At 59.3% G+C, this 15310-nt stretch carries 17 protein-coding genes; 11 read left to right on the forward strand and 6 right to left on the reverse strand.

What is annotated here, in order from left to right; genetic code table 11:
* Positions 1-133 precede the first annotated feature (133 nt).
* Positions 134-1654, reverse strand: a complete 1521-nt coding sequence (locus tag Q675_RS28695) for an aldehyde dehydrogenase family protein (RefSeq protein WP_011786822.1) — start codon at positions 1652-1654, stop codon at positions 134-136.
* 130 nt (positions 1655-1784) lie between these two features.
* Positions 1785-3143 (reverse strand): WS/DGAT domain-containing protein, encoded by a 1359-nt coding sequence (locus Q675_RS28700; protein ID WP_023011240.1) that lies wholly within the window; start codon positions 3141-3143, stop codon positions 1785-1787.
* A 347-nt stretch (positions 3144-3490) separates the two neighbouring features.
* Between Q675_RS28700 and Q675_RS28705 the strand changes: the two genes are divergently transcribed.
* A complete protein-coding gene (locus Q675_RS28705; protein WP_011786824.1) occupies positions 3491-4414 on the forward strand; it encodes a hypothetical protein in 924 nt (307 codons plus the stop codon).
* Between the two features lie 81 nt (positions 4415-4495).
* Entirely contained in the window at positions 4496-5245 is a 750-nt protein-coding gene (locus Q675_RS28710) for an FFLEELY motif protein (protein ID WP_023011241.1), read from the forward strand.
* A gap of 6 nt (positions 5246-5251) precedes the next feature.
* On the opposite strand, the gene Q675_RS28715 is transcribed toward Q675_RS28710, so the two are convergent.
* Complete coding sequence (locus Q675_RS28715; protein WP_023011242.1) at positions 5252-5530, reverse strand: polyhydroxyalkanoic acid system family protein; 279 nt, start codon at positions 5528-5530, stop codon at positions 5252-5254.
* 116 nt (positions 5531-5646) lie between these two features.
* Here Q675_RS28715 and ubiE point away from each other — a divergent pair, with 116 nt between their 5' ends.
* The 9 genes from ubiE (at position 5647) to Q675_RS28760 (ending at position 11775) form a co-directional block, all read left to right on the forward strand.
* Positions 5647-6429, forward strand: a complete 783-nt coding sequence (gene ubiE / locus Q675_RS28720; protein ID WP_014422685.1) for a bifunctional demethylmenaquinone methyltransferase/2-methoxy-6-polyprenyl-1,4-benzoquinol methylase UbiE — start codon at positions 5647-5649, stop codon at positions 6427-6429.
* Complete coding sequence (locus Q675_RS28725; RefSeq protein WP_023011243.1) at positions 6429-7070, forward strand: SCP2 domain-containing protein; 642 nt, start codon at positions 6429-6431, stop codon at positions 7068-7070. The genes ubiE and Q675_RS28725 overlap by 1 nt, the downstream gene beginning before the upstream one ends.
* The gene (ubiB, locus tag Q675_RS28730) at positions 7067-8710 is read left to right on the forward strand and encodes a ubiquinone biosynthesis regulatory protein kinase UbiB (protein WP_023011244.1); all 1644 of its coding nucleotides are present in this window, start codon (positions 7067-7069) and stop codon (positions 8708-8710) included. Before Q675_RS28725 ends, ubiB begins: the two co-directional genes overlap by 4 nt.
* Before the next feature lie 27 nt (positions 8711-8737).
* A complete protein-coding gene (gene hisI / locus Q675_RS28735) occupies positions 8738-9154 on the forward strand; it encodes a phosphoribosyl-AMP cyclohydrolase (RefSeq protein WP_023009608.1) in 417 nt (138 codons plus the stop codon).
* A gap of 12 nt (positions 9155-9166) precedes the next feature.
* On the forward strand, positions 9167-9496 hold the full coding sequence (locus tag Q675_RS28740; RefSeq protein WP_011786831.1) for a phosphoribosyl-ATP diphosphatase: 330 nt from the start codon (positions 9167-9169) through the stop codon (positions 9494-9496).
* 86 nt (positions 9497-9582) lie between these two features.
* The gene (gene tatA / locus Q675_RS28745) at positions 9583-9810 is read left to right on the forward strand and encodes a Sec-independent protein translocase subunit TatA (protein ID WP_011786832.1); all 228 of its coding nucleotides are present in this window, start codon (positions 9583-9585) and stop codon (positions 9808-9810) included.
* 11 nt (positions 9811-9821) lie between these two features.
* Positions 9822-10277: a Sec-independent protein translocase protein TatB gene (tatB, locus tag Q675_RS28750; protein WP_023011245.1), complete on the forward strand. Its 456-nt coding sequence runs from the start codon at positions 9822-9824 to the stop codon at positions 10275-10277.
* Positions 10274-11056 carry a twin-arginine translocase subunit TatC gene (tatC, locus tag Q675_RS28755; protein ID WP_023009606.1) on the forward strand — a complete coding sequence of 261 codons (783 nt, stop codon included), beginning with the start codon at positions 10274-10276 and terminating at the stop codon, positions 11054-11056. Before tatB ends, tatC begins: the two co-directional genes overlap by 4 nt.
* A complete protein-coding gene (locus Q675_RS28760) occupies positions 11056-11775 on the forward strand; it encodes a 16S rRNA (uracil(1498)-N(3))-methyltransferase (RefSeq protein WP_023011246.1) in 720 nt (239 codons plus the stop codon). The genes tatC and Q675_RS28760 overlap by 1 nt, the downstream gene beginning before the upstream one ends.
* A 21-nt stretch (positions 11776-11796) precedes the next feature.
* Here the strand turns inward: Q675_RS28760 and Q675_RS28765 are convergent, their stop codons facing one another.
* The 3 genes from Q675_RS28765 to ubiH all read right to left on the reverse strand — a co-directional run bounded on the left by Q675_RS28765 (position 11797) and on the right by ubiH (position 15306).
* Positions 11797-12711 (reverse strand): DUF808 domain-containing protein, encoded by a 915-nt coding sequence (locus Q675_RS28765; protein WP_023011247.1) that lies wholly within the window; start codon positions 12709-12711, stop codon positions 11797-11799.
* A gap of 92 nt (positions 12712-12803) precedes the next feature.
* Positions 12804-14030, reverse strand: a complete 1227-nt coding sequence (locus Q675_RS28770; protein ID WP_023011248.1) for a UbiH/UbiF/VisC/COQ6 family ubiquinone biosynthesis hydroxylase — start codon at positions 14028-14030, stop codon at positions 12804-12806.
* The gene (ubiH, locus tag Q675_RS28775; protein WP_023011249.1) at positions 14020-15306 is read right to left on the reverse strand and encodes a 2-octaprenyl-6-methoxyphenyl hydroxylase; all 1287 of its coding nucleotides are present in this window, start codon (positions 15304-15306) and stop codon (positions 14020-14022) included. Before ubiH ends, Q675_RS28770 begins: the two co-directional genes overlap by 11 nt.
* Positions 15307-15310: the final 4 nt, after the last annotated feature.

The following is a 15310-nucleotide window of genomic DNA, read 5'->3' on the forward strand; positions in this document are numbered from 1 at the left end:
ATTAGACCGATCGTCTAATTAACATCCCAAAAATTAGACCAGGTGTCTACAAAATATAAACCAGGTGTCTACAAAATATAAAGTTGGACGAACAAAGCGGCCACGGAAACCCGCGGCCGCGCACCTACTTTATTCAGAAGAACCCGAGAGGGTTGGTGTCGTAGCTGGTCAACATACACTTGGTCTGCTGGTAGTGCTCCAGCGCCATCTTGTGGTTTTCCCGGCCAATACCGGATTTCTTGTAACCACCGAACGCGGCGTGAGCCGGGTAAGCGTGGTAACAGTTCATCCAGACCCGGCCGGCCTGGATGTTGCGGCCCATGCGGTAGGCCAGGTTGGTATCGCGGGTCCACACGCCGGCACCCAGGCCGAACTCGGTGTCGTTGGCAATGGCCAGGGCTTCTTCCTCGGTCTTGAAGGTGGTGACACCCACCACCGGCCCAAAGATTTCTTCCTGGAACACACGCATCTTGTTGTCGCCCTTGAACAAGGTCGGCTGGATGTAGAAGCCGTTGTTGAACTCGCCTTCCAGATGCTCACGGTCACCGCCGGTCAGCACCACCGCGCCCTCCTGGCGACCGATTTCCATATACGACATGATTTTATCGAACTGCTCTTTGGAAGCCTGAGCCCCCACCTGAACGTCGGTATCCAGAGGGTTGCCGCGTTTGATGGATTTAGTGCGTTCAACCACTTTTTGCATGAACTCTTCGAACATATCCTCCTGAACCAGAGCTCGGGACGGACAGGTGCAGATCTCACCCTGGTTGAAGAAGGCCAACACCAGACCTTCAACACATTTGTCGACGAACTCCGGCTCCGCTTTCATAACGTCCGAGAAGTAAATATTCGGGGACTTACCGCCCAGCTCAACCGTCGAAGGAATGATGTTTTCCGCCGCGCACTTAAGAATGTGGGAACCCACTGGCGTTGACCCGGTAAAGGCGATTTTGGCAATGCGCTTGCTGGTCGCCAAAGCCTGTCCCGCTTCAATGCCGTAGCCGTTCACAATGTTGATCACACCCGGTGGCAGCAAATCACCGATAATGTCCATCAACACCAGAATACTGGCCGGTGTTTGCTCGGCTGGCTTAAGCACCGTGCAGTTACCGGAGGCCAGACACGGACCCAGTTTCCAGGCGGCCATCAGCAGCGGAAAGTTCCAGGGAATAATCTGACCGACAACACCCAGCGGCTCGTGGAAATGATAAGCAACGGTGTTGTGATCAATCTCACTCATGTGCCCTTCCTGCGCCCGGATACAACCAGCGAAATACCGTAAGTGGTCGGCCGCCAGCGGGACATCGGCATTCAATGTTTCACGAACCGCTTTGCCGTTGTCCCAGGTCTCCGCCACGGCCAGCTTTTCGAGATTGGCCTCGATGCGATCAGCAATTTTCAGCAGGATGTTGGATCGTTCTGTAGGGGATGTCTTGCCCCAGGCCGGTGCAGCCTTGTGGGCGGCGTCCAGTGCCAGGTCAATATCCTCGGCAGTCGAACGGGGTACTTCACAGAACACAGCGCCGGTGACCGGGGTGATGTTGTCGAAGTACTGGCCTTTTACAGGCGCCACCCACTCGCCGCCAATGTAGTTTTCATAACGGGATTTAAAGGAAACAACGGAGCCTTCTTGTCCGGGTTGTGCATAGATCATGACTTCTGCCTCTTTGTTGTGTTTGTCGCAGGGCAACGCAGCCTTTTGCGTTAACACAACAAAGGTAGACCCAATCCGGAAGGTTTGCAGACAGTCGCAGCAAGAATCGGCTAAGCCAATGGTCGTATGGTCAGTCCAGCTGATCCAGTTCCGCCAGGCAATCCTCCAGAAATGCCGCAGGATCCGCCATCACCGCCTCATCTGCAACCACACCAAACTGCACCTGCCCGGCATAGCTGACAATGCTCACACCCAGGCCGATATCCCCGGCCTGGGGTACCCAGAACATCTGCTCGGTAATGGGGCAACCGGCCAGGTAACGGGTTTCCGGGGTGCCCGGTACGTTGGAAACCACGGCCGAGGCCTTGCGGAAGAACAGGTCGGCCAGGGGTTTGCGGCCGACATCCGGCAGCAGGGAGGCGCAGGCAGTGAGGCCCCAGGCCAGGCCAGGCTGCCAGCTTTTCTTCAGTTTCCGGGTTTCATGCTTGATCCGGAACAACCGCTCCAGGGCACTCTCTCCATCCACCGGCAAAGGCACGAACACCGTGCCGAAGCAGTTACCGGGCTCGCCCTCTTCCGGCCGCACGCCGTCGGGCAGGCGAGCCCGGATGTCGACCGGCACGGCCGCGTGCATCACCGTCTCATCCAGTTGCTCCGGGGTCATACCCAGTCGGGGCTTGACTGCCGCCGCCACGCAGGCGAGCAGGACATCGTTGATGGTTGTACTGGTTGCCCGGGCAATGGTGCGGAAGCGGGACAGAGGTATCGGGGAGGACCAGCGGCAGCTGCGTCGGCCGAGTAGCGAGCGTTTCAACTCAGATGGAGAGTCCTCTGGGGTCACCAGAAACTCACTGAATTCGTGCACCAAGCGCAGACTGTTTTCCAGAGCACGGCCTGCCATGCTCTTGCCAGTGCCTGGCGTTGATGGCGCATCGACAGAACCTGAGACAGCCGGAAGCGCCTCTGCCATCCGGGCTTCCAGCCAGCTTTGGGCAGCCGCCATCCAGGCTCCTGCGCGGGGCTCCTCCGTTGATCCATAAACGGCCGGGTACTGGCGCGGCGATGCCGGGCACAGGCGGTCAAAAATACCCAGCAGGGACAAACCATCGGCGTAACAGTGATGCAGTCTCAAGACTAACGCGGCACCACCCTGTGCGTTGGGGGCCAACCAGAATTTCCAGCGTGGACGATACAGCGGTAAGGGCTCGTTCAGGCGCTCCGAGACCCAGTCCTGCAACTGTTCCGGCTCGAACCGGTCCAGCGCCACGTCAAGATGCTGGGGCGCGGAGAAGGTCAGGTCTTTTTCCCAATACCAGGCGGGGGCACGCCATACCGGGCGACAACGGAACCGCTCCCAGGCCAGCCAGTATACCTCCAGAAACTCCCGGAAACGGGTCGGCGTCAGCCCGTCGACCCTCAGCATGATGGTGATGGTCATCGGGTTTTCGGGCCGTTCCAGAGCCAGCCAGGCTGAATCCGAAGGCAGCATGAGATGCGATTGCTCCTGGCTCAAACCCGATTATCCCCGATCAATAGCGTGCCTGTATGAAAGAAAACCAATCCGGCATTGTGCCAGAGTCCGGATAGCGGCTCCATCCTCGGACGCCCCGCGCGCAGTTACAAAAAATTACACGTGAGTAACTGTTCGGTCCTATACTGGTTATATGGCCCAGTGCCATGGTTATAAAACCGTGTCCCGGATCGGCCAATTGGCCCCAACACACCATTTTTTAAGGCACTGGCGCCACTAAACCCGTTCGGCATTCACGGTACAAATGTCATACCGGCTCAGCAAAACCAATAACACAACGAAAAGCGGCCGGAGGGAGAAGAATCATGAAAGCCAGTCATGTTCGCAAGCTGATCAAACCGATCGAAAGCGCCTATTCCGAAATGTTTTCCGGCCGGGTTTACCGCGTGGGCCGGGGTGCGGTGTCTGTTCGAAATCACAGTGGCACAGCAGCGCACACCGTGATTGGCGTACATGGTTTTCTAGAAAATCACTGTTACTTCACCCAGGCCTACGATGGCCCCACCACCGAACTGATTCTGCTCACCTGCAGCAACTATCACATCCCGGTGAACGGTGTGACACCTGAGAATCCGGCCTGGGAAGTGCCCATCAAGCACCTGGAAGGCACCATCGAATACGATGCCTGTATCCTGAATCAGTCGTTGCAGAACCTGCCCAGCACCGAGAATATCCGGATCCATGGCCACTCCCGGGGTGGTGCGGTTATTCTGGAGGCCATCCGGCAGTGGCCGGAGCTTTACGAAAACGTGGAAGTGGTACTGGAAGCGCCGGTTTTACCCCAGGGCAAACTGCATGCGCTGGTAACCACATTGCTGGAGCCGGTCAGCCATGGCATGTGGCCCTGGTTGATTCGTCTGATCAACAGCGCCCCCCAGTCGGCCTATGGTCAGACCTTCTTTGGCAAGATGAATCCGCGCAAACGCCAATTGTTGAGCAAACTGTTCTACGCCACCAAAGACCACCTGACCATTGTTCGCAACATAGAGAACATCATGGAGTGGATGGCGCGTACCGACACCTCGGTGTATCGCCATGTACGCCATGGGACTTTCCTGATACCGGCCACCGACCGAATACTGGATCGCCAGGCCATGCTGGCCAGCGCTCGCACCAGCCCCACCACCATGCGCATTGTCGAAACCGAAGCCCCCAGCCACTTCATCACGCTGGACAGCAAGGAATGGGTGCCAGGCCTGGAAACCCTCGAGGCTGCGGCCCAAGGCTGAATTCAACGCAAACGGGCAGGTGCGTCACACCCAAGGCTTCGTTAAACTGGCGCTTTTCTGCCCGGTTGATTGGAGCCTTTAATGTATCGTGAGCGGCTGGTTGCCACGGATGTGCACACGGAGAACGCCCACCGCCTGAAACGCCTGCTGCTGGAATACCACGATTTCCGCCAACACAAGGCCGGGCACCCCCTGCGGGACGAGGCCCACCAGGTGGCAGACTGGCAGGCAGAGCGGCTGAAAAACACGCACCAGGATTTATACCGTCACCCGGGCTACCACACCGGCCTGGAATTTCTGCTGACCGACCTCTATGCCCCTGCCGGCATGACCCGCCGTGATGACAACATCGACCGGGTGTTCCCGAAAATGGTGAAATGGCTTCCCGACCACCTGCTGGCCACCTTTGCCGGCCTGGTCGAGCTCAACCTGATTACCCAGAGCCTCGATCTTGAGCTGGCAGAGATACTTGCGCAGCAGGGCTTTTCGGCAACAGGTCTTGATGATGAGCGTTACTGCGAGGCTTATCGCGCCAGCAAACAGCTTGCAATTCGCGAGCGACAACTGGCTCTGGTAGCGGAAACCGGACAGGAACTGGATCGCTACGTTCGCAACCGCACCCTCGGTTGGCTACTGTCCATGACCCGCGGTCCGGCCGAGATGGCCGACCTGGGTGATCTGCACAGCTTTCTGCACCGGGGCTACAGCGCCTTTCGGAAAATGAATCGGGTCGATCGGCTGATTGATCGCCTGCTCAGCCGGGAACAACGAGTGATGGACAACATTCTGGCGGGCCACCCGACCCCTTTCTCCCTGCCGGATGACCTGTAGCGGGATTCAGGCCTGGATGAGCTGGTCCAGCTGGGAGTGAATCTCCTGCTCAATGCGGGATTTGAAGGGCCGAAGCATCAACCCCAGCTCCAGTCGGATATGCAGGTCGTTCTCGGAAATATCCAGTTGCCCTTTGACACCGCTGCGTTTGAACTTCAGCAGATCGCCTTCCCACTGGTAATTGACATCGAATTGTTTGGACAAGTCCTTGGCCAGGGTTTCGGCCGCCTCGCGGGCGTGCTCCTTGTCCAGGGAATGGGCGCGATGGATATCGATAACAGACATGAATCAGTTTTCTCAGTGATTTGGAAACGGTTTTACAGTGTAAGCCGGCAATAAACTTGTAGCCAACCCCTCAAAGGTTAGAATACAGGGCTTAGATTCTGACAGGACCAACTTCCATGAGCGAGCAGCAAGCACCGGGCACCCAAGGCAACGGCCAGGACGACGTTACCCACTTCGGCTTTCGCAATGTGCCGAAAAGCCAGAAGGCCGGTCAGGTGGCCCAGGTTTTCCACAGTGTCGCCGGCAAGTACGACCTCATGAACGACCTGATGTCCATGGGCATTCACCGCCTGTGGAAGCGCTTTACTATTGAATTGAGCGGCGTACGCCCGGGCCATCAGGTGTTGGACATTGCCGGCGGTACCGGCGACCTGACCATGAAGTTTTCCGATCTGGTGGGCCCGTCCGGCAAAGTGGTGCTGGCCGATATCAACGCCTCCATGCTGCAGGTGGGTCGCAGCCGCCTGACCGACCGGGGTTACGCCGGCAACATCGAATACGTACAGGCCGATGCCGAACACCTGCCGTTCCCGGACAACAGTTTCCAGGCGGTGTCTATTGCTTTCGGCCTGCGCAATGTGACCGACAAGGATCAGGCCCTGCGGGATATGGCCCGGGTACTTAAGCCGGGCGGCAAGCTGATGGTGCTGGAATTCTCCAAGCCCACCAACCCGCTGCTGAGCAAGGCCTACGACACCTATTCTTTCACCGCCCTGCCCCTGATGGGCCAGCTGATTGCCGGGGACAGCGAGAGCTATAAGTACCTGGCCGAGTCCATCCGCATGCATCCGGATCAGGAAACCCTGAAGGGCATGATGGAAACCGCCGGCCTGGTGAACTGCAAGTACTACAACATGACCGGCGGCATCGTGGCCCTGCACGTGGGAATCAAGCCCTGATGTTCCCCGGCCCGACCCTGCTGTCTGCGACAGGCGCCATTATAGAGGGCGCCCTGAACCGGGCGCTGACACTGGACCCGGCGGGCCAGCGCGCCTTGCTGGGTGCCTTGGGCGGGCCGGTTCAGTTCACCGTTACGGCCCCGGTCACCATGCACTGGACCCTGAATCGCGTTGGCGAACGGGTGCAGGTTCGCAGCCAGCCGGATCCGCAACCGGTGTTAATCATCACCGGGCGACCGGTCGCCTTTGCCGCCCTGGCACTGGGCGATGACCGGGTATTTGCCGACGAACGCCTGACGGTGGAGGGCGACACCGCCCTGGCCCACCAGCTACAGCGCGCCCTGAACCAGCTGCAACCGGATTGGGAAGCGGCCATGGCAAACCACCTGGGCGATGTGCCGGCCCATTTCATCGGCAAACGCATCCGCCAGGCGGTCAAATGGAGCCGCCAGGCGTTCAGCACCATGAACGCCAATGTGGAGGAATATGTCCACGAAGAGAGCCGCACTCTGCCCGGCCGGCGGGAGCTGGAGGCCACCTTTCAGGATATCGATGAGCTGAGCCTGCGCACCGAACGCCTGGAGGCTCGGCTGAAGCAACTGCAAGCACCCGGCAGCGATAACAATACGGAGACCCTGTGACCCGCCTGCAACGCCTGTTCCGAATTGCCTGGGTATTCTGCCGCTACCGGCTGGACACGTTTCTGCCCTTGTCTGAACTGCCCACACCGCTGAAAATCTTTTTTCTGCTGGCACCCTGGCACCTGTTCCCGCAGCCAAAACTGAGCCGGGGCGACCGCCTGCGCCTGGCCCTGGAAGAGCTGGGCCCGGTTTTCGTCAAGTTCGGACAGATTCTCTCCACGCGCCGGGATCTATTGCCGGATGACATGGCCGAATCCCTGAAACAGCTACAGGATCGGGTTCCACCGTTCCCCAGTGAACAGGCCCGAGGCATTATCGAGAAATCGTTGGGTGCGCCCGTCTCGGAACTGTTTGCCGAGTTCAGTCCAGACCCCATGGCCTCGGCGTCGGTGGCTCAAGTGCACGCCGCAACCCTACCCAACGGCCAGAAGGTGGTGGTCAAGGTTTTGCGCCCCGGCATCGAAAAAGTCATCCGCCAGGATCTGGGCCTGATGTACCTGATGGCCGGCCTGCTCGAAAAGTACTGGTCTGAGGGTAAGCGCCTGCACCCCGTGGAGGTGGTGGCAGACTATGACTCCACCATCCACGACGAACTGGATCTGCAACGGGAAGCCGCCAACGCCAGCCAGTTGCGCCGGAATTTTGAGAACTCCCCGCTGATCTACATCCCCTTTATCGACTGGGACTACACCCGCAAATCGGTGCTGGTGATGGAACGCATTCATGGCATTCCCATTGCCGATGTACCCGCCCTTGAAAAGGCGGGCGTCAACATGAGGGTGCTGGCGGAAAAAGGGGTGGAGATCTTCTTTACCCAGGTATTCCGTGACAGCTTTTTCCATGCTGACATGCATCCGGGCAATATCTTTGTCGATGTCAGCAATCCCGCCGACCCGAAGTACATTGCCATCGACTTCGGTATCGTCGGCACTCTGGCCCCCGACGACCAGAGCTATCTCGCCCGTAACCTGTTGGCCTTCTTCCGCCGGGATTACCGCCAGGTAGCGCAACTGCACATCCAGTCTGGCTGGGTTCCGCCGGAAACCCGCGTCAACGAGTTTGAGGCCGCCATTCGGACGGTGTGCGAACCCATCTTCGAGCGCCCCCTGAAGGATATTTCCTTTGGTCACTTCCTGTTACGCCTGTTCCAGACCGCTCGGCGCTTCAACATGGAAGTGCAGCCACAACTTGTGCTGTTACAGAAAACCCTGCTCAATGTCGAAGGCCTTGGCCGCCAGCTCTATCCGGACCTGGATCTGTGGAGTACCGCCCAGCCGTTTCTGGAAGACTGGATGCGTAAACGCATCGGTCCGTCCGGCCTGATCAAGTCTCTGCAGAACCACCTGCCATCATGGCTCGAGCAATCGCCAGAGATGCCCCAGTTGGTTCACGACGCACTACTACAGATACGCTCCAGCGGCCCCATCGAAGCGCAAAACCGGGCAACCCTGGCGCTGATGAAAGAGCAGCAAATGCGCAGCGAACGCCGTTGGCGCCGGGGCTTCATCGCCCTGGTTCTGGCAGGCGCGGCCCTGGTGGGCAGCCAGCCCCACGCCGGGCAGTGGCTGGCCGATCTGCCGTTCTGGAGCTGGGTCTTGCTTGCCGGAGCGGCAGGCGTCATGCTCCGGGGCAGTCGCTGAACCATCAAAGATTCAGGATTCATAAAAATGCAAGATTCTCCCGCTAACGTCGTACAGCCTGACTGGCTCGACGAGATCCAATGGACAGAAGACGGTCTGGTGCCGGCCATTGCCCAGGACGCCAATAATGGCGATATCCTGATGATGGCCTGGATGAACCGGGAATCTCTCCGGCTCACGGTTGAGGAAGGTCAGGCGGTTTACTGGTCCCGTTCCCGTGGCAAACTCTGGCGCAAGGGCGAGAGCTCCGGGCACCAGCAGGTGCTCCGGGATATCAGGCTCGATTGCGATGCCGATGTGGTGCTGCTGAAAGTGGAACAAAAAGGCGGCATTGCCTGCCATACTGGCCGGCGAAGCTGTTTTTACCGAACCCTGAAAGATGGTCAGTGGGTGAGCGCCGATCCGGTTCTCAAAGACCCGAATACCATCTACGGCAGCAACTGAGGAGCAGACACCGTGAGTGATGTACTGGAACGACTGGCACAGGTACTGGAAGCCCGCAAAGACGCGGATCCCGACACGTCCTACGTCGCCAGCCTGCATGCCAAGGGGCTGAACAAGATACTGGAGAAGGTGGGCGAAGAGTGCACCGAGACGCTGCTGGCCGCCAAGGATGCAGAGCATTCCGGCGAAACCCGGGACCTGGTGTACGAGACGGCCGACCTCTGGTTTCACAGCCTGGTGATGCTGTCACGGTTAGGCCTGGGGCCGAAGGATGTTCTGGATGAACTGGCCAGTCGCTTCGACCTGTCAGGCCTGGAAGAAAAAGCCTCCCGGAATCCGTAAAGGAGTACCCCCAAGGGGTATTTCCGCAAGGGGTAGCGGTTGGCGTACAATGTCATGCAACAGCAACATTTGAACGAGGAACCCTCATGGGTATCAGCATCTGGCAACTTCTTATCGTACTTGGCATCGTCATCCTGTTATTCGGAACCAAGAAACTCCGGAACATCGGCAGCGATCTCGGCGGCGCCATCCGTGGATTCAAAAAATCCATGAGCGACGAGGAAGAGAAGAACGCCGAACAGCAACCGCTGGAAAAACAGAACGCCGAGCAACAAGCCCAGGCGGAAGACAAGCCCAAAGAAAAGCAAGGCTGAGCACCCCCTGAATGTTCGACATCGGCTTTCTAGAGCTGCTGATCTGCGGCGTGATTGCATTGCTCGTGCTGGGCCCGGAGCGTTTGCCGACAGCGGCGCGGGCGGCTGGCCGCTGGATCGGTGGCGCCCGGCGCATGGTCAGCCAGTTCACCAGTGAACTGGACCGGCAGTTGAAGGCCGAAGAACTCCGGGAGGAGCTGCGCAAGGCGGGTGATGTGGGCCTGGACGATGTGGAGAAGACCGTGCGCGGCGCCCTGGATGAGGCGAAAAAGTACGAGCACATGATCCTGCCGGACGATCAGACCCGCAAGCCCAGGCCGGCACCGGCAACCCGGCGGGTTACGCCCCCCTCTCCGGAGGCGGGCGAACAGCCCGAACCTCCGCATGAACCCGTCAGGGATGAGACGGCGGCCAGCGATCAACCCAGTGAATCCTCACCGACCAGCCCCTCGGACAAGCATTCATGAGCGCCACCCAAGACGGCCAGCAGACATCGTCTGAACAGCAGGAAATGCCCCTGATCGAGCATTTGCTCGAGCTACGCAACCGGCTACTGAAAATGGTGTTGGCGGTGATTATCTGTTTCGCCGTCATCTATCCATTTGCCAACGAGCTCTACCTGCTGTTATCCCAGCCGTTGCGCGAACTTTTGCCGGTCGGCCAGACCATGATCGCCACCGACATCACCTCGCCTTTCTTTGCGCCCCTGAAGCTGGCGCTGGTTCTGGCGGTATTTGTCGCCATTCCGATCATTCTCTACCAGCTCTGGAGTTTTGTGGCGCCCGGGCTCTATGCCCATGAAAAGCGCCTGGCCTTCCCGCTGTTGTTTACTTCCGTGCTGTTGTTCTACGCTGGCGCGGCTTTCGCCTATTTCGTGGTCTTTCCGCTGGTGTTCGGTTTCTTTACCGCCATCGGCCCGGAGGGCATTGTCGAACTGCCTGACATCAGCAGTTATCTGAACTTCGTGCTCAAGATGTTTTTTGCCTTCGGTATTGCGTTTGAAATCCCCATTGCGACGGTACTGCTGATTCTGACCGGCGCCACCACGCCGCAAGACCTGGCCGCCAAGCGCCCCTATGTGGTCGTGGCCTGTTTCATCATCGGCATGCTGCTGACCCCACCAGATATCATCTCCCAGACGCTCCTGGCCGTGCCCATGTGGATTCTGTTCGAGTTCGGCATCATCTTTGGTCGCCTTGCCTACCGGGAACGGGAAGAGGCCGACGGAGAAGAGCCCGAAGCCTGATGAATCTGGCCCTGCTGTTTGAGGAAGACTTCGTCGCCCCGGACCGGGTGCGTCTCCGCGGCCGTCGGCTGGAGCACCTGAAAACGGTGCTTAAAGCCGGCACCGGCCATCGCATACCGGCTGGCCGGGTAAACGGCCTGATGGGCCATGGTGAAGTGCTGTCAATGACAGAGACCGAGGCCGAATTGCTGGTAACCCTGGATCAGCAACCCCCTGCCCCCTTACCGCTCACGCTGATACTGGCTATGCCCCGGCCCAAGATGTTCCGGCGGGTACTGCAGACCTGCGCTTCTCTGGGTGTGAAGGATCTTTGGCTGATCAACAGCTACAAGGTGGAAAAGAGTTTCTGGCAAACGCCCTGGCTCACCGAGGATCATCTGAGAGAGAACCTGACCCTGGGCTTGGAACAGGCCAAAGACACGTTGATGCCTCAGGTCCATATCCGCAAGCTGTTTAAACCCTTTGTCGAGGATGAACTACCGACACTGCTAGAGGGCAAACGGGCACTGGTGGCGCATCCGGGCATGGCGGCGCCGTGCCCCACCCACCTCAATGAGCCGGCCGCCCTGTGCATTGGTCCGGAAGGGGGCTTTACCGATTACGAAGTCGGCAAGCTGGAGGAAGCCGGCTGCCAGAGCGTGCATCTGGGCCCGAGGATTCTTCGGGTTGAAACCGCAGTACCAGTGCTGATCAGCCGGCTGTTTGACGCCTGCCTGTGAACAGGCCGGCCCCGCCACGGATTACGCCGCCCGGCGCTCCCAAAGCTTCGCAACGGGCGTAATAACAAGAACCAGAATAGCACCGGCCAGCAGGCCAAACAGGCCATCCCCGACCGTGGTGACCAGCACTTCCGGCACTGAAGAAATCATTCCGGCCGCATGGTGAATGGCCCCGTACACCGCCGGTATACCATGGGTCAGAATACCTCCGCCCACCAGGAACATTGCAATGGTGCCCAGTACCGACAGAGTTTTCATCATCCAGGGCGCCAGCCACAGAATGCCCTGCCCCAGCTTCTGAGCGAAGGCACTGGCTTTCTGGCTAAGGTAAAGGCCGGCGTCGTCCAGCTTCACAATACCCGCCACCAGCCCATACACACCGACGGTCACCATCAACGCCACGACGGTCAGCACCGCAAACTGCATTCCGAAGCTCTTGTCTGCCACGGTTCCTAACGTGATGGCGATGATTTCGGCGGAGAGAATAAAGTCGGTCCTGACAGCGCCCTTGATCTTGTCTTTCTCAACCGCTTTAAGGTCCACCTCCGGCTTTTTCAGAGCCTCCCGCAGCTCTTGCCGGTGCTTTTCTTCCTGCTCTTTGTGCAGGAACTTGTGAACCAGCTTCTCGGCCCCCTCAAAGCAAAGGAAGGCACCACCGAGCATCAACAGCGGGGTAATGAGCCAGGGTACAAAAAAGCTGATGGCCAGTGCCGCCGGCACCAGAATGGCCTTGTTAATAAGCGAACCCTTGGCGACCGCCCACACCACCGGGATTTCCCGGGCAGGTCGAACACCGGTGACCTGCTGCGCATTCAACGCCAGGTCATCGCCCAGCACACCGGCGGTTTTCTTGGTAGCAGCTTTGGTCATCACCGCCACGTCATCCAGTACGGCAGCAATGTCATCAAGTAATACGAGCAGGCTGGAGCCGGCCATAGACAGTTCCTTTGCAAATTGAACACGAAGGCGAGGAGTTTACGAAAACAGGCCGCCGGAAAACAGTTCCGGCGACTCAGAATGGACAACCGTTAGCGTTTTATACCCATAGCCTCGGCGGCAATGCGGTTCTTCAGCGGCGCCAGGTTGTCCAGCCAGCGCATACCGGTATTGCGCAACCACCGGATGGCCAGCTCATCCCTGGCAAACAACTGCTTGAAGCCCTCCATGGCCGCCATCATCGCCAGGTTCTCGCCTTTACGGCGGCGCTGATAACGAGCCAATACGGTCTGGTCTGCCGGCGAAAGTGCCAGTTCTTTGGCCCGTCCCAGCTCGTCCAGGAGGGCCGACACATCGCCATAGCCGAGGTTTGCACCCTGGCCGGCGAGCGGGTGAATGGTGTGGGCAGCATCGCCCACCAGTGCCAGGCCGTCGGCAACATACTCCTTGGCATGACGCTGACGCAGCGGAAACGCAAAGCGGCGCGAAACGGATTCGATAACCCCGAGCTGCTGCTCAATCGCCCGCTCCAGCTCCAACCGGAATTGCTCGGTCTCCAACGCCATCAGGCGGCGGGCTTCCGCCGTATCCTGTGACCAGACGATAGAGCAATAGTGCTCGTCTCCAGACTCCGTCAACAACGGCAAAAACGCCAGCGGCCCGGTGGGCGAAAAACGCTGCCACGCAGTGTACTGGTGCGGCTGCCGGGTACGGACGGTGCACACAATGGCTTGCTGATCGTAATCCCATTCCCGGGTAGCCAGTCCCGACCACTGGCGCAGCCGCGACTGGGCACCATCGGCCCCGACCACCAGTTTGGCGGACAGCGTTCGGCCATCGTCCAACTGGATGCCGGCTCCGGCACTCCAGCCCTGCACACGCACACCATCCATCACCGTAACGTTACTGTCCGCCAGCTCGGTAAACAAAGCGCGGACAATCGACCGGTTCTCAACAATGGTACCCAGGGTATCAGCATGAAGTTCAGCCGCATCGAAGTGAATGCGACCGGTGCCGTCGGCATCCCAGACCGTCATGCCACGATAGCCGCAATGCCTGCCAGCGTGGACATGACGCCAGGCCCCTAGACGATCCAGCAGCTGCTCACTGGCCAGGGAGATGGCGCTGACCCGGGGCTCGAAGTCATCGGTATGACTGGCGGTCTCTCCCGGGGCCAACAGATCCTGAACCCGGGCTCCTTCCACCAGCCCGGTATTCCAGCCTTGCCGAGACAACCCCAGAGCCAGGGCCGAGCCGACCATTCCGCCACCAACCACCAGAATGTCAAAACACGCCGCACCCACCGACTCACCTGTCATGTTTTTCCGCCTCGAAAGATGACAATCCGGAGCCTACCAGCGGCTTGCGCCCACCGGTGCCCATGGCTTTGCGGGCGAACCAGCGCTTGGCCCCCGGCAACAAATCCAGCCCCACCAGCCCTGCATCCCGGGCCGCGGCAACGGGCGCCAGCGGCTGCCCAAATATCCGGATCAGGGAATCGGAGAACTGCACTGTCTGCTGCCAGTCCTGCCGATGCAGTTGCTGGTAACGCCCCAGTACCGAAAGTTCACCAATGGAAATCCCTTCATCAACCGCCCGACGAAACTGTTCCACCAGGGTCATCAATCCTCTGAGTGCCAGGTTAAAGCCCTGGCCAGCCACCGGGTGCAGGGCATGAGCGGCATTACCAACCAGCACAACCCCCGGGCGGGCGGGTTCATCTATCGTGGTCAGATTCAGGGGATAATGATGGCACTGGCCAATGTGGGTAAAACGCCCAAGGCGCCAACCGAACCGTTCCTGTAGTTTCTGGCATTTCTTTTCATCCGACAGTGACAGGGTCTCGGCCAGTGCCTCGTCTTTCAGGGTCCAGACCAGGGCCGATTGATGCCCCGCCCGCTCCGGTGAACCATGGGGCAACAGCGCCATGGGGCCGGCCTCGGTAAAACGTTCATAAGCCGTAAACTGGTGGCTGTCGCTGGTGGAGACATTGGCAATCAGCGCGTTCTGACCATAGGCTTCGGTGCGGGCAACGAAGCCCAGCTTCTCCCGCAGCCCGGAACGCCCGCCATCGGCGATCACCAGACAACGAGCGGTCAGTTCCTTCTGAGCGCCATCCTTACGGATGGCCACCCGGACACCGCCAGCCACGGGCTTCATGCCTTCCACCTGAGCCGGCGCCTGCCAGCTTACTCTGGTATCAAGCAAAGCCCGCATCAGGCACAGGCCCATCCAGCGGTTGTCTGCCACATAACCCAGGGCATCCTGGCCGTGTTCGTTGGCATGCAGACGGGTAGCGCCAAAACGACCCCGGTCAGAGACATGAATGTGGCGGATCGGGGTGGCGTGCTCAGACAACTGTGGCCACAGCCCCAAGTGATCAAAGATCAGGCGCGAGCCCCAGGCCAGTGCCGTCGACCGGCTGTCATAGCTGGGCTGGTAATCCTCCGGCAACGCCTCTGGCGACAGCGGAAACGCCTCAACTACCGTTACCTTCAGTTCCGGCACCAGGCGCGACAGGGCCAGGGCCAGAGTTGCCCCGGCCAGGCCGCCACCGGCAATGATCAGGTCAGTATCCACGCGCTCGGTATTCACTGAA

This window comes from Marinobacter sp. EN3 (assembly GCF_000475315.1).
Lineage (GTDB): Bacteria > Pseudomonadota > Gammaproteobacteria > Pseudomonadales > Oleiphilaceae > Marinobacter > Marinobacter nauticus.

Excerpts from the sequence above, each read along its gene's own strand:
- Q675_RS28770 (WP_023011248.1), bottom strand. The coding sequence starts at position 14,030 with ATGACAGGTGAGTCGGTGGGTGCGGCGTGTTTTGACATTCTGGTGGTT.
- Q675_RS28700 (WP_023011240.1), bottom strand. The coding sequence starts at position 3,143 with ATGCTGCCTTCGGATTCAGCCTGGCTGGCTCTGGAACGGCCCGAAAAC.
- Q675_RS28705 (WP_011786824.1), top strand. The coding sequence starts at position 3,491 with ATGAAAGCCAGTCATGTTCGCAAGCTGATCAAACCGATCGAAAGCGCC.
- ubiE (WP_014422685.1), top strand. The coding sequence starts at position 5,647 with ATGAGCGAGCAGCAAGCACCGGGCACCCAAGGCAACGGCCAGGACGAC.
- tatC (WP_023009606.1), top strand. The coding sequence starts at position 10,274 with ATGAGCGCCACCCAAGACGGCCAGCAGACATCGTCTGAACAGCAGGAA.
- Q675_RS28710 (WP_023011241.1), top strand. The coding sequence starts at position 4,496 with ATGTATCGTGAGCGGCTGGTTGCCACGGATGTGCACACGGAGAACGCC.
- tatB (WP_023011245.1), top strand. The coding sequence starts at position 9,822 with ATGTTCGACATCGGCTTTCTAGAGCTGCTGATCTGCGGCGTGATTGCA.
- tatA (WP_011786832.1), top strand. The coding sequence starts at position 9,583 with ATGGGTATCAGCATCTGGCAACTTCTTATCGTACTTGGCATCGTCATC.
- Q675_RS28695 (WP_011786822.1), bottom strand. The coding sequence starts at position 1,654 with ATGATCTATGCACAACCCGGACAAGAAGGCTCCGTTGTTTCCTTTAAA.
- Q675_RS28765 (WP_023011247.1), bottom strand. The coding sequence starts at position 12,711 with ATGGCCGGCTCCAGCCTGCTCGTATTACTTGATGACATTGCTGCCGTA.
- Q675_RS28715 (WP_023011242.1), bottom strand. The coding sequence starts at position 5,530 with ATGTCTGTTATCGATATCCATCGCGCCCATTCCCTGGACAAGGAGCAC.
- Q675_RS28760 (WP_023011246.1), top strand. The coding sequence starts at position 11,056 with ATGAATCTGGCCCTGCTGTTTGAGGAAGACTTCGTCGCCCCGGACCGG.
- Q675_RS28725 (WP_023011243.1), top strand. The coding sequence starts at position 6,429 with ATGTTCCCCGGCCCGACCCTGCTGTCTGCGACAGGCGCCATTATAGAG.
- hisI (WP_023009608.1), top strand. The coding sequence starts at position 8,738 with ATGCAAGATTCTCCCGCTAACGTCGTACAGCCTGACTGGCTCGACGAG.